Genomic DNA, 17,460 nt, shown 5'->3' on the forward strand with positions numbered 1-17,460 from the left:
CCTTCTGCTGCCCACCCACCTCTGTCATTCTGGGTGCTCGACGTACGGAGGACACGTGGCAATCGACGAGCAGGGCGTCAGCACCGGCACCTACGTCCGTGGCATGGAGCGCCTCGTGCAGGCCGTGCAGGAGCTGTCGATGGCCCGCGACCTGCCGCAGGTGCAGCAGATCGTGCGCACCACGGCGCGCGAGCTGGCCGGCAGCGACGGTGCCACGTTCGTGCTGCGCGACGCGGGTCAGTGCTACTACGCCGACGAGGACGCGATCGAGCCGCTCTGGAAGGGCAGCCGCTTCCCGATGGAGACGTGCATCAGCGGGTGGACGATGATCAACCGCCAGACCGTCACGATCGAGGACATCTACGCCGACGACCGCATCCCGCACGCTGCGTACCGTCCGACGTTCGTCAAGAGCCTGGTGATGGTGCCGATCCGCAGCCTCGACCCCATCGGGGCGATCGGCAACTACTGGGCCGACGGTCATGTGGCCTCCGGCGACGAGATCCGGCTGCTGCAGGCGCTGGCCGATGCGACCTCTGTCGCGATGGAGAACATCTCGGTCCACGACGAGCTCGAGCGGCGGGTCGTCGATCGCACCGCCGACCTCGAGCAGGCCAATGCCGACATCCGCACCCTGTCGGCCACCGACTCGCTGACCGGCCTGCTCAACCGGCGCGGCTTCTTCGACGCCGCCGAGGTGCTGCTCACCGGTGCGCGGCACACCGGCAGCACCTGCCTCGTCGCGTTCGTCGACGTCGACGGGCTCAAGACCGTCAACGACGACCTCGGTCACGTCGCGGGCGACGAGGTGCTGGTGCAGGTGGCTGCTGCTCTGCGCACCGTGACCCGTCCGCACGACGTCGTGGCCCGGCTCGGCGGCGACGAGTTCTGCGTGCTCGTGGTCGATCCACCGGTCGACCAGCGGAGCCTGCGCGACCGGCTCGTGGCGCGTCTCGACGCCGTCAACCTCGGACGCGACGGGCACCAGCCGCTGTCGGCCAGCGTCGGCACCGCGTCGACGTCCGACCTGCCGGACGCCTCGATCGACGACCTGGTGCTGGCCGCCGACCAGAGGATGTACGAGCACAAGCGCTCGCGCCACGACTCATGATGTGATCGACCCATGAGCGCCGACTGCCTGTTCTGCCGCATCGTGTCGGGCGAGGCGGATGCGCACCGCGTGCTGGACACTCCGGACGTGGTCGGCTTCCTCGACGTCCGGCCCGTGTTCAAGGGCCATGTGCTGCTGGTGCCGCGCGAGCACGTCGTGACGCTGTCCGACCTGCCGGAGCCGGGGATCGTGCCGCTGTTCTCGGCCGCCCAGCGGGTGGCGGACGCCTTGACGTCGGGGCTGGGTGCCCAGGGAACGTTCGTGGCGATGAACAACATCGTGTCGCAGAGCGTCCCCCACCTGCACGTGCACGTCGTGCCACGCACCAAGGGCGACGGGCTGCGCGGCTTCTTCTGGCCGCGGACGACGTACGACGAGGGCGAGGCGCAGACCGTCGCGACCACGATCCGGGAGGCACTGGCATGACCATGACGCGCGACGAGGCGGCGGCGAAGGCGCGCCAGGTGCTGGCAGCGGACGACGTCACACCGCACGTCGATCCCGAGCTGGAGGGCGACACGCTGTGCGGCGGCTTCGCGTTCGTCGCGGGCGACAGCGGGGCCGTCATCGGCTATCGGGGCGGCTACCAGACCAGCGTGCTCGCACTCTCGGGCGAGACGATCGAGACCCTCGTCATCGGGTGGCTCGCCGAGCAGCGCCACCAGTACGGCGTCGACGCTGCCCCGGCCGCCCCTGAGCGTCCGACTCACCCGTGCCCCATCTGCGGACGCGCCGTCGTCCACCAGGACCGCTACCCCGCCGCGGTGTGCCCCGAGTGCCAGCAGCGCGCCGCCGACCGCGACGGACGACGCATCGTCGGCTACAACGAAGGATGGTCGGGCGGATTCATCGCCCTCTACGCCGAGTCGCCGACGGGGCCCCAGACCGAGATGGCAGGTGAGGTGCTCGAGACCGGACGCTGCTGGATCGACGGCATCGAGTGCACGATCGGCGAGGCCCGCTTCGGCGGCGTCGTGGTGCAGCGCGCCGACTGACGAGAGAGCCAGTCGCCGGATCGACGTGCCCGCGGATGCGGGATAGCATCTGCGCAACAGCAGGTTGCTGCCGCCGCGGCTCGTCCGTGGCGCTGTAGAAGGGGTGCACAGCATGGCCAACGTTTCAGTTTCCTACCAGGAGATGCAGGACCAGGCGACCAAGCTCAACAACGGTCGCGTGGACATCGAGTCGCAGCTGTCGGCTCTCAAGACGCAGATCGAGGGCCTGGTCACGGGTGGCTTCGTCACAGACTCGGCATCCGACCAGTTCCGCACGTCGTACGAGGAATTCAACTCCGGTGTCTCCAAGGCCCTCGAGGGTCTCGACGGCATGGCGACGTACCTCAACAAGGCCGCCGAGACGTTCGCCGACGTCGACACGCAGCTCGCGAGCGCCCTCAAGGGCTGATCGACCCGCATCACCGACTCGGCAAGGGGTGGCCGGGCCAACGTCCGGCCACCTCGTGCTGTGTCGACTCTTTCTGTTGACCACTCCCACGCGAGAGAGCACTGAACGATGGCCGCTGACCTGACGTACGATCCCGACCGGTTGTCCACCCTGGCCTCCCAGATGGCGACGATCACCGACAACCTCAAGGACGACCGAGACCTCAAGGGCTACGACGAGGACGACGTCGCCCATCACAAGGTGGCCCAGGCGATCGACGACTTCGTCAACGACTGGGACGACAAGCGCAACAAGCTCACCGAGAAGGTCGAGTCGCTCGCGCAGATGGCAGACAAGTCGGCCACGGAGTTCGACAAGGTCGACCGCGACCTCGCCGCCGCCCTGAAGGAGAAGTCGAAGTGAGCAGCCGTCGCACCGCCGAGTGGCACCTCGTGGGCCGCGACCGTGACCCGGTCCCCGCCGACATGGCCGACGTCGAGCACGTGGCCAAGGACTTCAAGGACCGTGGCACCGTCATGAACGAGGCCGCCGACACCCTGAAGTCGTTGGCCGGCCTGGACGGCTGGACCGGCGACGCCGCCAAGAAGTTCGCCGAGAAGGCCGACGAGGCCCATGGCGATCTCGCCAAGGCGGCCGACAAGTACACCGGTGCCGCGACCGCGCTCTACACCTTCGCCGACGACGTCGACACCGCCCGCACCAAGACCTGGACCGCCGTCAAGGCGGCCGAGCAGGCCAAGCGCGATCAGGACGCCAACCAGGGCAGTCTCCTCGACGGCGTCGACGATCCCACCGATGCCCAGAAGGAGGCGGACAAGCAGCGCGGCAAGGACCGCGAGGCCGCGGCCTCCGCCCTCGGGCAGGCGCGTACCGACCTCGACAATGCGATGGACGATCTGGCGACCGCCGCCTCGAACGCGGCCGCCAGGATCAACAAGGCGTCCGAGAAGTTCAAGGACAGCAAGATGGACAACATCAAGGGCTTCGTCGCGGCGGCGATCGACGTCCTCAACGTCATCGCGATCGTCATCCTGGCCGTGGTCATCGTCATCCTGATCGTGGCGACGTGCGGCGGGTTCCTCGGCGTCGTCCTGGCCGCAGGCGGCATCATCGGCACCCTGATGACGATCGGTACCGTCGTGGGAGCCGCGATCTTCGCGTTGACCTTCGTGCAGATGCTGATGGGCGAGGCCAGCTTCGGCGACCTGCTGATCTCGTCGCTCGGCGTCATCGGCGGTCCGATCGGCAAGCTGGGCGGCAAGCTCGCCGCACCGGCCCTCGCCCGCATGACGACGCTGGCCCGCACCTCGGCAGAGCTCGGGGCCCGCGGCTCCCTGTCCTACCGGATCGCCGGTGCCGTGCAGCGCATCCCGATCGGTCCTCTCCGCACCGGGCTCCGCGAATTCCAGCAGGGCTTGGTCGATGACGCCATCCGGGCAGTCGACGACCGACTGGTGTCCGTCGCCACCAAGCCTCGCCCCATCGGCGTCGTCACCGGCTTCGACGGTGCCACCGAGATGCTCGGCAACCTCAGGGCCCTGACCAACATGGCCGATCAGCTGCCTGCCGACGTCTCGGCCATCCGCCGTGCCATCGCGGTGCACACAGCCGGCGGCACCGCCACCTTCGCGGGTCAGGGCAACGACATCAAGGGATTCGGCGAGAGCCTCGGCAACACCCTCGACAACCTGCAGAACCTGCCGGACGTCTTCACGATCGAGGCTCCCGATCGCCCCACGACCATCGTCCCCGTGGGTCGATGACACGGTCGGTCCTCCAGGCGGCCACGCACGGCGGGCTGCTGGTTGCTGACACTCGCGGGTGGAGGCTGCTCGCCGGCTCAGGCGGCTCCGTCGTCGAGCACCGCCCGGACGGATCGACGCGCACCGTCGCCGAGGCGGGGCAGGTCGACCGGGTCGTCCTCGTCAGGGGTGCCGACCTCGCTCGTCGTCTGGGCGGCGGACGTGCCCGCGGCGACGCGATCTCGTTGCTGACCGACGACGCTGTCGCGCTGACGGTGCCGCTGACATCAGTGCACCTCGGCATCGAGACCTTCGACACCGACCTCATGCGGGCGACGTCGGGCGCGGCCGACTTCGCGCTGGCCATCGGCCGCACGCTCGAGATCGCGACACCCGACGAGATCGCGCGCGTCAACGCCGCCCGTGGGGCGTTCACCCGGGGTCCCAGCTCTGACGGCATGCGCCGGGTCCGCATCCTGCACGTCGGACTGCTGCTGCTCGCTGCCGTCGGGTTCGTCCTGTCCGTGGCCGCCGACGACGACCATCGCCGCCAGGTCCAGCTGGCGACCATCGTGCTCATCGCGCCGCTCGCCGTCGTGGCGGCGAGCCTCCTGCGTCTCAGCGGCACGTTCGTCGGACAGCGACCGCCGCCCCCCGATGGTCGCGCCGTGGTGCCCAACGTGCTGCCTGCGGACCGGTGGCTGTGGCTGCGCGAGTCGCAGCTGCAGATCGGTGCCGACGACGTCGTCCACACCGAGCACGCTCGCGAGACCTGGCTGCCGGGTCCCCGCCGCGGCGGGGTCGTCACGTGCGTCATCGCTCCGGGTGCGATCTGGTTCCTCGACCGCCACGGGGTGACGCTCGGGGTCGTGATGGCCGAGCGCTGGATCACTCCCGGCGGCTCCGCCGAGGCGCTCGAGCTGGCCTGCGCGGGCGCCGGCATCGCGGTCGACTTCCACTCGACCGGCGACGTCCCGCCGACCCTGCAGGCCGACGTCGACCCCGCCGTCTACGCCTCGTCCCAGGCGCTGCTCTACCTCCAGCCGCCGCTCGAGCGCGGCGTCCCCGTCCCCGCTGAGAGCTGGGTCGTCGGATTCCTCGGATTCACGGTCGGCGCGGGCAGCCTGGCGCTCCAGGTCGCCGACGGCGTCGACCCCGTCGACATCGTGTACTGCATCGTCGGGCTCACGATCGCGGTCTCGCAGATCGTCGTGACGATGCGCTTCCGCCGCTGGAACAACCGCCAGATGTCCACTGACACGACAGGAACCCGATCATGATCGAACAGCTCGAGTTCGGGGTCTACCCCGAGTGGCTCGCCCTCCCCGTCGACCAGCCGGCCGACGCGCTCGTCGCCGACATCGTGGCGCGCTTCGCCGGCGACCCCAAGCCGGCCGACGTCAAGCAGACCGTCGCCGAGGGACTCGCGAGCCTGCGCTCGCAGGTCGTCGACGCCGCAGGCGACCAGCTGCAGGTCTTCACCGTCTGGGTGCTGCTGCCGCTCGGGGGTGAGCTGCTGTCGCCCCGCGCCGCTGCGTTCGGTGCCGTCGCCGCGATCGAGCGCGGGACGACCCCGATGGAGCTGGTCGAGTCGCTCATCGGCGACGCTCCTCTGCACCAGCCGGTCGATCTGCAGGAGCTCGCCACACCGATGGGGCCCGCCCACGTCATGCGGGCGCGCACCTTCGCCACGACCGAGCACGGCATCAATCTCTCCGAGACGACGACGGTCGCGTGGCTGCCCGATGACGACGACATCGCGATCGTCCTCACGACCCTGCCGGTCGACGACCTCGTGCTGGCCAGCGACGCCTCGTCCGCCCTCGTCGGTCTCGCCGAGACCGCCACGTCTGCGGCACCCGCGTCGTGACGGGCACGCAGAGGGTCGTCGCCGCCCCGGGTGCCTACCGGCTCGTGCTGCCCTCGGGATGGTTCACGATCTCAGCCGACCCGAGCCGGCGTGACAAGGACATCACGCGGTTGATGGACCGGCAGTTCACCGGCACCGCCCGCGACGAGCTGATCGGCCTGCGCGTCGAGCTCGACCGCCGGTTGCGCCGTGACGTCGCCCGGGCCGCGGAGCGCGGCACCACCCAGATCCACGCTCTGGTCGACCCCCTGCTGGGACTGCCGATCTCCGCGACGCTCGTCGTCGCCCAGCTGTTCGCCGGACCCGCCGGTGCCCTCGACCTGCAGGTGCTCGAGCTGCTCGGCGACGCCGAGGGCGTGCTCGAGAACGACGCCGTGCGGATCGCCGGCGTCGACGCCCTGCGACGCGTCCGCCGTGCCGAGGCCCCGCTGACCGAGGACGAGGGCGCGCCCCTGGTGTGGCACACGCACGTCGACTACGTCGTGCAGGCCGATGCCGACCGGCTGCTCGTCCTCAGCTTCGTGACCTCGACCGACGAGGTCGCCGAGGCCATGGTCGTGGTGTTCGACAAGATCGCGGCCACGCTGCACCTCGACGGTGACGGCGACCTGACGTGGTCGGCACCGTCGCTCACCGAGCAACCCTGAGGGACGCAGTCGCCTCCGACACGATCGTGGTGCGGGAGCGGAAGCCCGGCGGGGCGAGCGCCAGGTCGACCGTGCGCTCGAGGCGCACCCGCACCTCGTCGCCGTCGGTGACGACCCGCACGACGCGGACCCCGGACCTCGACACGTACGACCTCACCAGCCGCTGTGCCTGCGACCCGTCGAGCTCGACCTGGCCGGTGCGGTAGAAGACGTCCGTGCTCAACCCGTCAGCGGCCGAGCGTGCTGCTCCGTCGGCCAGGTTGTCCAGCTGCTGACGCTGCAGGAAGGCCGCCGACGCGTTGACCACGACGGCGGCGAGCAAGCCCAAGAAGAGTAGGAAGCCGATCGTCATGACCGTGATGGTGCCCTCGTCGCGCCTCATCGCGTGGCTCGATAGCTGCCATACGGCTCGGTGTGGGTGCTGTCGACAGAGATGCCGCCGAGCCTGGAGCCCAAGGCCCTCGGTGTCAGCGGCAGGGGCTGGGTCGTCCGCACGACGACCCGCACTGACGAACCCGGCTCGAAGCACTCCGACGGCGTCGGCAGACAGCTCACGTCGACGCTGGCACGGGCGACACCCTGGTCGGCGAGTGCGGCGTGGGCCGCGACCTGGGCCCGCTGCTCGCCCGTCGCCGCATCGGGCGACTGCAAGAAGGCGATCGCGGCCGCCCGACTGGCCGTCGAGACACCGAAGGCGGCGCGCTGGGTGTCGAAGACCGCCACCAGCACGTAGACCAGGGGCACGAGCAGCAGCAGCGACAGCCAGACGAACTCCACCGTCGCGGTGCCACGCTCGTCGGCGCGGCACCTCATGGCTCGACCTCGCGAATCGCGTGGCCGCGCACCGAGATCGGGACCGACGGTCCGAACAGTCCCAGTGCCGGCACCCGTGTGCGCACCTCGACCTGCGCGCCGGGCATTCCACCGACCGTCGTCCACGACGCTCTGACTCCGTCGGCGTACTGATCGTCGAGCGCCGCCCGGATCATCGTGCGGGTGCGCTCGGCACCGTCGGCCGGCGTGGCACCGACAGGCGACGCCGCTCGGGCACCCTCGGATGCGGCGGATGCCAGGGTGTTGCGAATATGGAGCACCAGCGCGACCTGGGCGATGCCGAGCACCAGCGGGACGAGCAGCACCATGACCAGCACGAACTCGACGACCGCCGCACCACGCTCGCGGACGGCCACTGTTCAGCCGCCGACCGCCGACAGCGCCTGGTTCAGGATGCTGCGCAGCTGCGGGCCCGCGGCGGCGGTGATGATCGCGACGAGGCCGGCGGACATGACCGTGATCATGACCCAGCCGGGCACGTCGCCCCGCTCGTCATGACGGTGTGACCTGAAGATCGACATGGGAGTTTCCTTCCTACGTTCCGGATGTGAGATGAAGACCGACGAAGCCGGGGAAGAATGCGAAGACCACGGTCACGGGCAGGATCAGGAAGACGACTGGGATCATCATCGTGACCTCCTTGCGTCCGCCAGCCTCGATGAGCTCGCGGCGGCCCGACTCCCGCACGTCGGCGGCCTGGGCATGCAGCACGTCGACCAGCGGCGTCCCTCGTTCGACCGCGATGGCCAGCCCTTCGGCGAAGCGGGCGATGCTGGTGACGCCCGTGCGCGCGGCCAGGGCGTCGAAGGCATCGGCGATCGGCGTGCCGGTGCGGACGTCGGCGATGACACCGCCGAGCTCGTCGGCCAGGGCACCGTGACAGACCTGCATGATCCGGTCGAGGCCCGCGACGGGGCTCTCCCCTGCGGCGACCGCGAGCGCGAGCAGATCGGCCACGACCGGGAACTCTGCCTGCATGTCGCGTTCTCGAGCCGTGACGCGGCTCGACAGGTTCTGGTCGCAGAAGAGCACCCCGGCGACGAAGCTCATGGCACAGACGACGAGCAGGATCGGCGCCGAGGCACGGCCGCTCGACCACAGGACGGTCGAGACGGCCACACCCCCACCCAGCCCCGCCGCGCCCCACAGCACCTGTCGGACCCGGAACTCGTCGACGGTCATCGCGGATCCGAGCCGGGTCAGCCTCCGGGCGACGCTGGCAGACCCGCCCAGCACGTCTCCGACCATCTCGCCTGCCCGGCGGACTGATGGCCCGAAGACTGCCTCGACCGCGGTGGTCGACCTGACGAGTGAGGGCAGCTGGGGGTGGACGTCGCGGATGTAGGGCAGGACCCGCTGCTCCAGCGTGGGTCGGCGGGCGCGCAACCATCCCGACACCGCGAGGAGCATGCCTGCGGAGAAGCCGAACCCCATCAGCGCGCCCGTCATGCCAGGATCCTCCGCTCGGCCGGCAGGCGACCGATCCACATCATGGTCCGGTAGGCGACCGCGCACAGCGTGGCACCCGACAGCAGGACGAACAGCCCCGCACCGCTCGCGAACCGCTGCACGACGTCGCCCTGCAGGCACATCAAGAGCAGGACGAGCCACGGCGCAGCGACGGCGAGGCGCGCGCCGTTGACCGTCCACGACTGCCTGGACTCCAGTTCGCCCCGCGTGCGCAGGTCCTCGCGCAGGAAGCCTGACAGCGACCGCAGCATGCGTCCGAGGTCGCCACCGCCGACCTCTCGGGCGATGCGGAGCGCCTCGATGACGCGATCGCCGACCGGGTCGGAGAGACGGTCCTTGAGCAGGTCGAGCGACTCGTTGAACCGTCCCGTCGCCTGGTAGTCGCGGCCGAACTGCACGAAGGCGTCCCGCAGCCCCTCCGGCCCCCGCTCGCCGAGCTGGATCAGCGCCTCCGGCAACGACAGCCCTGCCCGCACCGCAGAGGTCAGGTTGTCGACCGCATCGGGCCACACGGCAGCATGGTCGCGCAGTCGACGGGACGCACGCCCCCGAAGCAGCGCGATGGGTGCCCCGGCGGCCATCAGCCCGAAGACCAGACCGATCGCGGGGACACCTGACACGCCTGCCATGACGACTGCGGTGAGGACGAACGCGACTGCGCACATCCCGACGAGCTGCCCCGGCACGATGCCCTGCACGCCCGCACGGGCCAGCAGGTCGGCCATGCGTCCCCGGCCGCGACGGTCCCTACGCTCGGGTCGCCACTCCGGCTCGACGAACGTCCAGGCCACCAGGACGAGCCCGAGGCCGGCGAGGAACCCGGTCAAGGCACCCATCGACTCACCCCCAGCGCCTCGTCGAGATCGACCCCCGCGCGCTCGAACGCGTCCCGCCGCAACGGCACACCGTGCCCCCGTTCGAGCCGCCCGTCGCGACGGGCGAACACGGGCTCCGACTCGATCAGTCCGTTCTCGACCCGCCCGGTGACCGCGACGATCTCACGCACCGCCCTGGAACCGTCGGGATCGAGACCTGTGTGCACCACGAGGTCGACGGACGCGGCCACCGTCGGCACCACGAACCTCGAGCCGATGTTGTCGCCTGCCAGCAGCGGGAGCGTGCAGAGCTTGACGAGGGCCTGCCTCGCCGAGTTGGCGTGGATGCTGGCCATGCCCGGGAGCCCGGCGTTGAGGGCCAGCAGCAGGTCGAGACACTCGGCTGCCCGCACCTCACCGACGATGATGCGCGAGGGACGCATGCGCAGCGCCTCCTTGACCAGCATCCGAAGGTCGATCTCGCCGGTGCCCTCGAGCCCGGCCTGTCGGGTCTGCATGGCGACCCAGTCGGGATGCCCCGTCTGCAGCTCGAAGACCTCCTCGACCGACACGAGCCGCTGCGATCCGGGGATTGACGCGGCCAGGCAGTTGAGGAGCGTCGTCTTGCCCGCCTGGGTGCCGCCGGAGACGACGATGTTGAGACCGGCGCGCACGCTGGCGTCGAGGAACGTCGCCGCAGCCGGGTCGAGCGTGCGCAGCGTGACGAGGTCTGCCAGTGAGTGGGCCCGTGCCACGAACTTGCGAATGTTGACGGCGGCGAAGCCTCGGGCGATGCCGTCGAGCACGACGTGCAGGCGGTGACCACCCGGCAGCATCGCGTCGACGAACGGCTGGCTGACGTCGAGCCGCCGGCCCGACGACGACAGCATCCGCTCGACCAGCTCGCGCACCTGCTCGGCGGTCAGGATCAGCGAGGTGAGCTCGTGACGTCCCTCGCGGGCGACGAACACCCGTGAGGGCTCGTTGACCCAGATCTCCTCGACCGTCTCGTCGTCGAGCAGCGCCTGCAGCGGACCGAACCCCGACACGTCGGCCACGATCTGGCCGATCACAGCCTCGGGCTCGTCGAGCGTGCGGACGGCACCGGTGAGGCTCCGTGCCTCGTGCTCGGCGATCGCGTCGAGGGCGGCGCGACGCACCGATGCGGTGTCGGTGCGCGGGTCGATGCGGCGCTGCCTCACCAGATCCCTGACGCGGTCGGCCAGCGCCGACGTCGACGACTCCATGTCAGAACTGCCCTTCCCCCGAAGTGTTCTTGGCCAAATAGTTCCGGAACCACGGCAGATTGTGAAGGCCTGGAGCGACAGGTTGTGGAGAACTTGTCAGGGAGGTGACAAGTTCGACCGCCCCGAGGCCCTCCGGAGTGACGCGGTTCACGTGACCGGGCGCACGCCGCGACCCCGTCCGCCCGGTACGTTGGATTCCGCATACCGAAGGTATGTGACGAGGGAGGGGTTCACCGAGTGGTCACGCGGCGCACGAAGATCCAACTGCTGGTCTTCGCCCTGGTGACGATCCTCGGCGGCACCTTCGTCGGCGGACGCTACGCCCAGGTCGACCGGCTCGTGGTCGACCGCACCTACACCGTGCAAGCCCACTTCGCCGACTCCGGAGGCATCTTCGCCGGCGCGCCCGTGACCTACCGCGGCATCGAGGTCGGCCGCGTCGGTCGCCTCGCCCCCGACCCCGACGGCGTACGGGTCGACCTCGACATCGACAAGAGCGCACCGCGCATCTCCGCCGACGCCCAGTTCGTCGTGGCCAACAAGTCGGCCATCGGCGAGCAGTTCGTCGACATCCGCCCCCGCGGCACCTCGGCCCCGTACCTCGCCCAGGGCACCGAGATCCAGCGCGACGACACCGCCATCCCGATCACCTCGACGCAGCTGCTGGTGGACGTCAACAACGTCGTCACGTCGGTCGATACTGACAACCTGCAGACCGTGGTGTCCGAGCTCGGCCAGGCCTTCCAGGGCACCGGCCCCGACATCGCGAAGATCCTCGACACCTCGTCGTCGTTCATCCAGACCGCCGACGACAACATCGGGGTCACCCGGTCGCTGATCCGCGACTCCGACTCCGTGCTGCAGACCCAGATCGACAAGCGCGGAGCCCTCTCGACATTCTCCAAGAACCTCGCACTGCTGTCCGACACGCTCGTGGACGCCGACCCCGACCTGCGCCGCCTCCTCGACAAGGGCGGCGACGCCGCCGCCACGGTGCGCGAGACCGTCGACGAGAACGCCGACGACCTCGGCTCGATCGTGCGCGACCTGCGCACGACCAACGAGCCGCTGCTCAAGAACCTGACGGGCCTGCAGACCGTCTTCGTGCTCTACCCCTACCTGCTGTCGGGCACCTTCTCGGTGCTCAAGCCCAATGGCAGCAACTGGGACGCCGCCTTCGGCCTGGCCCTCACCGACACCGCGCCGACCTGCACCTACGCCCGCAACGGCGGCTCTGCCAGCGGCTACCAGAAACGCGGCCTCGAGGGGTCCATCGCCGACCGCGAGTTCGACGTCGACACCGACTGCCTCGTCAAGGGCCTGGTCAACCGCGGTGCCTCCAAGACGAGGTTCAACCGCACCGTCGTCGGCACCGGCACCAGCTGGACCGACCTGCTGTCAGACCCCGTCAACCGCTGACCGGGCGCACCACCGGTCGGTGCGACGATGGGGCCATGACCTGGCACTCCCCCACGCCCGATCCCGTCGACGGCCCCATGACGGGTGACGAGCGGCCGATCCTGCAGGGCATGCTCGACCACCAGCGGACAACACTGCTCAACGTCTGCGCCGGCCTGACCGCCGAGCAGCTCGCCGAGCGTCCGCTCGCGTCGTCGAACCTGAGCCTGCTGGGGCTCGTGCGTCACATGGCCAAGGTCGAGCGCATCTGGCTGCGCAAGCGGGTCGCCGTCGAGGACGTCGAGCACCTGCACAACTTCGAGGCGCGCGACGACACCGACTTCAACCACCTCGACCCCGCGGACGCGCCGGACGCCGTCGAGTCGTTGCGCGACGAGTGGGCGCTGGCCGACCGGGCCGTGGCCGACATCGACCTCGACCACGAGATCGATGTGCACGGCAGCGCGATGTCGCTGCGGATGGTCTACGTCCACCTCGTGCAGGAGTACGCCCGGCACAACGGCCACGCCGACCTGCTGCGCGAGGCTGTCGACGGCACGACCCGACGCTGACCCGGCCTCGACGCCGGGCGCGGTGGCCACCGAACGCGCGGCGGACGGGCCATCATGGACCCATGACGCACACACGCCACCTCGTCGCCACCGCCCTGGCCGCCACCGCGCTGCTCCTGTCGGGCTGCGGCTCGGACGCCACGTCCGACGACGCTGCGACTCCCGAGGCGTCGGCGACCACCACACCGGCGCCGGCCGCGACGACGGAGCCGACAGCGACTGCCACGACACCTGAGCCGTCCGAGGCACCGACGACGCCCGCCACCACGGGCAAGCTCATCAGCTACGTCGACAGCGAGGACGTCGGCGTCATGATCGCCCAGCCGTCGGACACCTCGAAGCTCACCGGCGCTCCCGCCGACTTCAAGGCCTTCATCGCCGCCGAGCTCGGCCGGCTCTCGCCCGACCAGGGCTGCACCGAGAAGCCGCAGATCTCGGTCGACCAGCTCGACACCGGCGGCTGGGCCCGCGGCGGCACCTTCGTGCCCCAGTGCGGCGGCTCGGCGAGCCTCTGGGCCAAGGACGGCGGCACGTGGAAGGAGGCCTGGAGCGGCCAGTCGCTGGTCGAGTGCTCGATCCTCCAGCGCTACCGCTTCCCGTCACGGATCGCGGGCGACCAGTGCTCGAACGGCAGTGACGCGGTGCCCTACCGGGGCTGAGCCGTCAACAGGGCCAGCAGCGGTGCCATCAGGCGGATGAACCGGTCGGGCGATGCACCCGGATTGGTAACCTGCCGGACGCCGACGCCGATCGCGTAGTCGACCGCGGCCTCGGCGATGATGTCGAGCGTCTCGTCGTCGAGCGATCCCTCAGGGGCCACCGCACGGGCCACGGCACCGGCCTGCACGACCGCCGCCGCCTGGCGCTCGACCTGCGCAGCGGCGAGTCGCGGGTCGTTGACCGTGTCGAGCAGCAGCTCGAGCTCGAGCCGGATCCAGCCTGACGCCGTCGCAGCCTCGGCCCACGACAGGATGCCCGCAAGCGCCTCCTCGGTCGAGGACACATCGGCCAGACGTCGGCCCAGCTCGGCGATCTGCTCGGCCTGGATGCCCTCGAGGACACCGAGGGCCAGATCGGCCTTGCTGCCGAAGCCGGAGTAGACGATGCCCGTCGTGAAGCCCGCCTCGCGGGCGACCGATGCGAGCGACGTCGACACGTAGCCGTCACGCAGGAAGGCTTCACGAGCCACTCGCAGCACGGTCTCGCGGTTCTGCTCCTGCACCTGGGTGCGGGTCAGACGCGTCATGGACGACAGCGTAGTCAGGCCGACCGGGCGGGCCGTCGGCCCACCGCGCGACTAGCCCTGGGCCCGGTCGAACGCCTCGAGGACCTCAGCCTTGATGCGACCGCGCTCGCTGACCTCGTGGCCGTTGTCCTTGGCCCAGGCGCGGATGTGCGCGAGCTCCTCGGACGAACGACCCGAGCCGGACGCCTTGCGCGACGGTGCCTGCGTGCCGCGCGAGCTGGCGCGCGTGGCGACCTTGACGTAGCGGTCGAACGTCGAGCGCAGCTCGTCGGCCTCGGCGTCGGTGAGGTCGATCGAGTAGTCGGCACCGCCGACGGAGAAGATGATCGTCTCGCCCTGACCCGGCTCGAGCTCGACTCCCGACAGGTCGCTCGTGATGATCTCGATGGTCTTCTTCGCCACGGATGTGCTCCTGTCGATGGGCTGTGTAGCCCTCAGCATAAGGGTTCACGGCCCGTCATCGCAGGCCAGGACGTCCGCGCCACGCCGCCGGCGAGGTCGTCTAGATCGTGGCGGTGGAATCGTCCGTCGAGGACGGAGCTCCGCCAGACGGCAGCTGGGACGTCCCGGGCGGCTGCATCCGGCCGCCTTGGCCCGACATGCCGCCCGGCACCCCGGTCATCGGCCCACGCAGCTGGCCGGGCGCGCGACCGGGCCCGCCTCCGCGTCCGTCGCTGCCACCGACCGCCCCCACCGCGCCGCCGGCGGCCAAACCGAGGACGACGACGACAGCGGCGGCGACCACGGTCGTGCGGGTCGACCACGTCGCACCGGTCGGTTCGTTCGTGCTCTGCTGATCGCTCATGCCCCGATGCTGCGACGGGCACCTGTCGACAACCTGTGAGCCACCCGGCAGCCGACTGGGTCGACGATTCACAGGCTTCGCACAGCCAGGTCCCAGGCGGGACGAGGCCTGTGCGCCGCACAATGACCGCATGGCCACTTCTCTGACCCGCGCCGACGGATCGGCGCTGCGCGTGCTCGTCGTCGACGACGAGCCCAACATCGCCGAGCTGCTGCAGATGGCGCTGCGCTACGAGGGCTGGGACATCCGCACCGCCGGCACGGGACGCAAGGCGGTCGCCTCGGCCAAGGAGTTCGGCCCCGACGCGATCGTCCTCGACATGATGCTGCCCGACTACGACGGCATGGAGGTGCTGCGCAAGGTGCGTGCCTTCGCGCCCGACGTACCCGTGCTGTTCCTGACCGCGCGCGACTCCGTCGAGGACCGCGTCGCGGGGCTGACCGCCGGCGGCGACGACTACGTCACCAAGCCGTTCAGCCTCGAGGAGGTCATCGCACGCCTGCGCGGGCTCATGCGCCGCACGGGTGCCCTGGACGCCCGGCCCAGCTCGATCATCGAGGTCGGCGACCTGACGCTCGACGAGGACAGCCACGACGTCGTCCGAGCCGGCCGGGAGATCGACCTGACGGCCACCGAGTTCGAGCTGCTGCGCTTCATGATGCGCAACCCTCGGCGGGTGCTGTCGAAGGCGCAGATCCTCGACCGCGTGTGGGACTACGACTTCGGAGGGCAGGCCAACGTCGTCGAGCTCTACATCTCGTACCTGCGCAAGAAGATCGACGCCGGGCACGAGCCGATGATTCACACCAAGCGCGGTGCGGGGTACGTCCTGAAGCCGGTCGGCTGACGCGTGCGCAGACTCGTGCCCTCCTCCCTGACCGGCCGGCTGATCGTCACCGCCGTCGCCCTCGTCGCGGCCGTGAGCGTGTTGGTGGCGTTCGCGGCGACGCTCGTCATGCGCTCCTACCTGACCGACCAGCTGGACGAGAAGGTCACGCAGTCCCTGGGCCGCGCCGAGTTCCGCGCCGACCGGGTCATGCCCGCGCCCCCTGCCGGGCAGGACCGTGGTGGCGAGGGCTTCGGTCGCGACGTCGGCAGCATCGAGGCGATCCGGTCGGGAGACTCGGTCACCGGCACCGTCGTCGTGGCCGGCAACGGCGGTGGCCCGAAGGACCTCTCGACGCAGGCAGCCCGCGCGCTCCAGCAGGTCGACGCCGACCGGGAACCACGGACGATCGATGTGCCGGGCCTCGGGTCGTACAGGGTCGCCTCCACCACGTCGCCATCAGGAACCGTCGTCTGGAACGGACTGCCCACCAACGACGTGGACGACACGATCTCGAGCCTCGTGCTCTGGGAGTCGCTGCTGGCACTCGCCGGCATCGCGACGGCGGCGGTCGCCGGTCGCCTCCTCGTGCGCCGTCAGCTGCAGCCGCTGCGCGACGTCGCCGCCACGGCCCACCAGGTCGCCGCGATGCCGCTGTCGTCCGGCCAGATCGGCGAGACCGTCCGCGTCCCCGACGCGCTGACCGACCCCGGCACCGAGGTCGGCCAGGTGGGCGAGGCCCTCAACAGGTTGCTCGGACACGTCGAGCACGCCCTCGACGCCCGCCACGAGAGCGAGCAGCAGGTGCGCCAGTTCCTGGCCGACGCGTCCCACGAGCTGCGCACGCCGCTGTCGACCATCCAGGGCTACGCCGAGCTCAGCCGGCGCACCGGCAGGGCCGACCCCGACCAGATCCTCGCCAAGGTCGAGTCGGAGGCCGGACGCATGGCGACCCTCGTCGAGGACATGCTGCTGCTGGCCCGGCTCGACGCGGGGCGCGGCATCGACCGCCGCCCCGTCGACCTGACGCGACTCGTCGTCGAGGCCGTCGACGACGCCCGCGTCCGCGACCCCGAGCGTCGCTGGACGTTCGACGTCCCCGACGAGCCCGTGACCGTCGCGGGCGACGAGCAGCGGCTCCACCAGGCCGTCACCAACCTCGTCACGAATGCGACACGCCACACACCGCCCGGCACCGTGGTGTCGGTGCGACTGACGAGCGGCGAGGCCGTGCGCGTCGACGTGCACGACGACGGGCCGGGCATCGACCCCTCGCTGCTGCCGACGGTCTTCGAGCGATTCACCCGCGGAGACTCGTCGCGCACCCGCGCCTCGGGCGGCGCGGGCCTCGGCATGTCGCTGGTCAAGGCGATCATGCACGCCCACGGCGGCACCGCGACGGTCCGCAGCGCGCCGGGCGACACGACGTTCACCCTGCTGCTGCCGACCGCCTGACGCTCACAGACTCGGCAC

General features: G+C 70.4%; 24 protein-coding genes. 14 read left to right on the top strand and 10 right to left on the bottom strand.

Translation table 11 applies throughout. From position 1 onward, the window contains the following. The first annotated feature begins 55 nt into the window (after nt 1-55). From JOF40_RS00005 to JOF40_RS00045, 9 genes are all read left to right on the top strand, one after another. A complete protein-coding gene (locus JOF40_RS00005) occupies nt 56-1,111 on the top strand; it encodes a GGDEF domain-containing protein (RefSeq protein WP_246152818.1) in 1,056 nt (351 codons plus the stop codon). 12 nt (nt 1,112-1,123) lie between these two features. Then, on the top strand, nt 1,124-1,537 hold the full coding sequence (locus JOF40_RS00010; RefSeq protein WP_129182930.1) for an HIT family protein: 414 nt from the start codon (nt 1,124-1,126) through the stop codon (nt 1,535-1,537). After that, a complete protein-coding gene (locus JOF40_RS00015; protein ID WP_129182932.1) occupies nt 1,534-2,106 on the top strand; it encodes a DNA gyrase inhibitor YacG in 573 nt (190 codons plus the stop codon). Before JOF40_RS00010 ends, JOF40_RS00015 begins: the two co-directional genes overlap by 4 nt. A gap of 112 nt (nt 2,107-2,218) precedes the next feature. Next, nucleotides 2,219-2,515 carry a WXG100 family type VII secretion target gene (locus JOF40_RS00020; RefSeq protein WP_129182934.1) on the top strand — a complete coding sequence of 99 codons (297 nt, stop codon included), beginning with the start codon at nt 2,219-2,221 and terminating at the stop codon, nt 2,513-2,515. Nucleotides 2,516-2,623: 108 nt separating this feature from the next. Continuing rightward, entirely contained in the window at nt 2,624-2,917 is a 294-nt protein-coding gene (locus JOF40_RS00025; RefSeq protein ID WP_129182936.1) for a type VII secretion target, read from the top strand. Next, nucleotides 2,914-4,278 carry a WXG100 family type VII secretion target gene (locus JOF40_RS00030; protein WP_129182938.1) on the top strand — a complete coding sequence of 455 codons (1,365 nt, stop codon included), beginning with the start codon at nt 2,914-2,916 and terminating at the stop codon, nt 4,276-4,278. Before JOF40_RS00025 ends, JOF40_RS00030 begins: the two co-directional genes overlap by 4 nt. After that, on the top strand, nt 4,275-5,537 hold the full coding sequence (locus JOF40_RS00035; RefSeq protein WP_129182940.1) for a hypothetical protein: 1,263 nt from the start codon (nt 4,275-4,277) through the stop codon (nt 5,535-5,537). The genes JOF40_RS00030 and JOF40_RS00035 overlap by 4 nt, the downstream gene beginning before the upstream one ends. After that, entirely contained in the window at nt 5,534-6,127 is a 594-nt protein-coding gene (locus JOF40_RS00040; RefSeq protein WP_129182942.1) for a hypothetical protein, read from the top strand. Before JOF40_RS00035 ends, JOF40_RS00040 begins: the two co-directional genes overlap by 4 nt. Beyond that, complete coding sequence (locus JOF40_RS00045; protein WP_129182945.1) at nt 6,124-6,774, top strand: hypothetical protein; 651 nt, start codon at nt 6,124-6,126, stop codon at nt 6,772-6,774. Before JOF40_RS00040 ends, JOF40_RS00045 begins: the two co-directional genes overlap by 4 nt. On the opposite strand, the gene JOF40_RS00050 is transcribed toward JOF40_RS00045, so the two are convergent. The 7 genes from JOF40_RS00050 to JOF40_RS00080 are packed head-to-tail and all read right to left on the bottom strand — an operon-like array spanning nt 6,758 to nt 11,140. After that, nucleotides 6,758-7,156 carry a pilus assembly protein TadG-related protein gene (locus JOF40_RS00050; RefSeq protein ID WP_129182947.1) on the bottom strand — a complete coding sequence of 133 codons (399 nt, stop codon included), beginning with the start codon at nt 7,154-7,156 and terminating at the stop codon, nt 6,758-6,760. The genes JOF40_RS00045 and JOF40_RS00050 overlap by 17 nt on opposite strands. Next, nucleotides 7,153-7,587 carry a hypothetical protein gene (locus JOF40_RS00055; protein WP_129182949.1) on the bottom strand — a complete coding sequence of 145 codons (435 nt, stop codon included), beginning with the start codon at nt 7,585-7,587 and terminating at the stop codon, nt 7,153-7,155. Before JOF40_RS00055 ends, JOF40_RS00050 begins: the two co-directional genes overlap by 4 nt. Beyond that, nucleotides 7,584-7,964: a TadE/TadG family type IV pilus assembly protein gene (locus JOF40_RS00060; protein ID WP_129182951.1), complete on the bottom strand. Its 381-nt coding sequence runs from the start codon at nt 7,962-7,964 to the stop codon at nt 7,584-7,586. The genes JOF40_RS00055 and JOF40_RS00060 overlap by 4 nt, the downstream gene beginning before the upstream one ends. Nucleotides 7,965-7,967: 3 nt before the next feature. Further along, on the bottom strand, nt 7,968-8,129 hold the full coding sequence (locus JOF40_RS00065) for a hypothetical protein (protein ID WP_188111758.1): 162 nt from the start codon (nt 8,127-8,129) through the stop codon (nt 7,968-7,970). A gap of 13 nt (nt 8,130-8,142) precedes the next feature. Continuing rightward, on the bottom strand, nt 8,143-9,057 hold the full coding sequence (locus JOF40_RS00070) for a type II secretion system F family protein (RefSeq protein WP_129182953.1): 915 nt from the start codon (nt 9,055-9,057) through the stop codon (nt 8,143-8,145). After that, nucleotides 9,054-9,914 (bottom strand): type II secretion system F family protein, encoded by an 861-nt coding sequence (locus JOF40_RS00075; RefSeq protein WP_129182955.1) that lies wholly within the window; start codon nt 9,912-9,914, stop codon nt 9,054-9,056. The genes JOF40_RS00070 and JOF40_RS00075 overlap by 4 nt, the downstream gene beginning before the upstream one ends. Beyond that, the gene (locus JOF40_RS00080) at nt 9,902-11,140 is read right to left on the bottom strand and encodes a TadA family conjugal transfer-associated ATPase (RefSeq protein WP_129182957.1); all 1,239 of its coding nucleotides are present in this window, start codon (nt 11,138-11,140) and stop codon (nt 9,902-9,904) included. The genes JOF40_RS00075 and JOF40_RS00080 overlap by 13 nt, the downstream gene beginning before the upstream one ends. A 237-nt stretch (nt 11,141-11,377) precedes the next feature. Here JOF40_RS00080 and JOF40_RS00085 point away from each other — a divergent pair, with 237 nt between their 5' ends. The 3 genes from JOF40_RS00085 (at nt 11,378) to JOF40_RS00095 (ending at nt 13,769) form a co-directional block, all read left to right on the top strand. Beyond that, nucleotides 11,378-12,559: an MCE family protein gene (locus JOF40_RS00085; RefSeq protein WP_188111757.1), complete on the top strand. Its 1,182-nt coding sequence runs from the start codon at nt 11,378-11,380 to the stop codon at nt 12,557-12,559. Between the two features lie 35 nt (nt 12,560-12,594). Continuing rightward, complete coding sequence (locus JOF40_RS00090) at nt 12,595-13,110, top strand: DinB family protein (RefSeq protein WP_129182961.1); 516 nt, start codon at nt 12,595-12,597, stop codon at nt 13,108-13,110. A gap of 62 nt (nt 13,111-13,172) precedes the next feature. Continuing rightward, the gene (locus JOF40_RS00095) at nt 13,173-13,769 is read left to right on the top strand and encodes a hypothetical protein (protein WP_129182963.1); all 597 of its coding nucleotides are present in this window, start codon (nt 13,173-13,175) and stop codon (nt 13,767-13,769) included. Here the strand turns inward: JOF40_RS00095 and JOF40_RS19830 are convergent. The 3 genes from JOF40_RS19830 to JOF40_RS00110 form a co-directional block, all read right to left on the bottom strand. Continuing rightward, a complete protein-coding gene (locus tag JOF40_RS19830) occupies nt 13,757-14,356 on the bottom strand; it encodes a TetR/AcrR family transcriptional regulator (protein WP_129182965.1) in 600 nt (199 codons plus the stop codon). The two genes, JOF40_RS00095 and JOF40_RS19830, sit on opposite strands and share 13 nt — an antisense overlap. Before the next feature lie 51 nt (nt 14,357-14,407). Next, a complete protein-coding gene (locus tag JOF40_RS00105; protein ID WP_188111756.1) occupies nt 14,408-14,758 on the bottom strand; it encodes a histone-like nucleoid-structuring protein Lsr2 in 351 nt (116 codons plus the stop codon). A 100-nt stretch (nt 14,759-14,858) separates the two neighbouring features. Continuing rightward, on the bottom strand, nt 14,859-15,161 hold the full coding sequence (locus JOF40_RS00110; protein ID WP_129182970.1) for a hypothetical protein: 303 nt from the start codon (nt 15,159-15,161) through the stop codon (nt 14,859-14,861). Between the two features lie 130 nt (nt 15,162-15,291). On the opposite strand from JOF40_RS00110, the gene JOF40_RS00115 reads away from it, so the two are divergent. Then, nucleotides 15,292-16,008, top strand: coding sequence for a response regulator transcription factor (locus JOF40_RS00115; protein ID WP_129182972.1), 717 nt, complete (start codon nt 15,292-15,294; stop codon nt 16,006-16,008). A 3-nt stretch (nt 16,009-16,011) separates the two neighbouring features. After that, nucleotides 16,012-17,442: a sensor histidine kinase gene (locus JOF40_RS00120; protein ID WP_129182974.1), complete on the top strand. Its 1,431-nt coding sequence runs from the start codon at nt 16,012-16,014 to the stop codon at nt 17,440-17,442. The last annotated feature ends 18 nt before the right edge of the window (nt 17,443-17,460 follow it).

It is taken from the genome of Aeromicrobium fastidiosum (assembly GCF_017876595.1).
GTDB classification, from domain to species: domain Bacteria; phylum Actinomycetota; class Actinomycetes; order Propionibacteriales; family Nocardioidaceae; genus Aeromicrobium; species Aeromicrobium fastidiosum.

What these genes read in the sequence shown, in the direction of transcription:
- JOF40_RS00095 (WP_129182963.1), top strand. Translation starts at nt 13,173, where the DNA reads ATGACGCACACACGCCACCTCGTCGCCACCGCCCTGGCCGCCACCGCG.
- JOF40_RS00115 (WP_129182972.1), top strand. Translation starts at nt 15,292, where the DNA reads ATGGCCACTTCTCTGACCCGCGCCGACGGATCGGCGCTGCGCGTGCTC.
- JOF40_RS00010 (WP_129182930.1), top strand. Translation starts at nt 1,124, where the DNA reads ATGAGCGCCGACTGCCTGTTCTGCCGCATCGTGTCGGGCGAGGCGGAT.
- JOF40_RS00065 (WP_188111758.1), bottom strand. Translation starts at nt 8,129, where the DNA reads ATGTCGATCTTCAGGTCACACCGTCATGACGAGCGGGGCGACGTGCCC.
- JOF40_RS00110 (WP_129182970.1), bottom strand. Translation starts at nt 15,161, where the DNA reads ATGAGCGATCAGCAGAGCACGAACGAACCGACCGGTGCGACGTGGTCG.
- JOF40_RS00075 (WP_129182955.1), bottom strand. Translation starts at nt 9,914, where the DNA reads ATGGGTGCCTTGACCGGGTTCCTCGCCGGCCTCGGGCTCGTCCTGGTG.
- JOF40_RS00040 (WP_129182942.1), top strand. Translation starts at nt 5,534, where the DNA reads ATGATCGAACAGCTCGAGTTCGGGGTCTACCCCGAGTGGCTCGCCCTC.
- JOF40_RS00020 (WP_129182934.1), top strand. Translation starts at nt 2,219, where the DNA reads ATGGCCAACGTTTCAGTTTCCTACCAGGAGATGCAGGACCAGGCGACC.
- JOF40_RS00050 (WP_129182947.1), bottom strand. Translation starts at nt 7,156, where the DNA reads ATGAGGCGCGACGAGGGCACCATCACGGTCATGACGATCGGCTTCCTA.
- JOF40_RS00035 (WP_129182940.1), top strand. Translation starts at nt 4,275, where the DNA reads ATGACACGGTCGGTCCTCCAGGCGGCCACGCACGGCGGGCTGCTGGTT.
- JOF40_RS00025 (WP_129182936.1), top strand. Translation starts at nt 2,624, where the DNA reads ATGGCCGCTGACCTGACGTACGATCCCGACCGGTTGTCCACCCTGGCC.
- JOF40_RS00080 (WP_129182957.1), bottom strand. Translation starts at nt 11,140, where the DNA reads ATGGAGTCGTCGACGTCGGCGCTGGCCGACCGCGTCAGGGATCTGGTG.
- JOF40_RS00090 (WP_129182961.1), top strand. Translation starts at nt 12,595, where the DNA reads ATGACCTGGCACTCCCCCACGCCCGATCCCGTCGACGGCCCCATGACG.
- JOF40_RS00070 (WP_129182953.1), bottom strand. Translation starts at nt 9,057, where the DNA reads ATGACGGGCGCGCTGATGGGGTTCGGCTTCTCCGCAGGCATGCTCCTC.
- JOF40_RS00055 (WP_129182949.1), bottom strand. Translation starts at nt 7,587, where the DNA reads ATGAGGTGCCGCGCCGACGAGCGTGGCACCGCGACGGTGGAGTTCGTC.
- JOF40_RS00015 (WP_129182932.1), top strand. Translation starts at nt 1,534, where the DNA reads ATGACCATGACGCGCGACGAGGCGGCGGCGAAGGCGCGCCAGGTGCTG.
- JOF40_RS19830 (WP_129182965.1), bottom strand. Translation starts at nt 14,356, where the DNA reads ATGACGCGTCTGACCCGCACCCAGGTGCAGGAGCAGAACCGCGAGACC.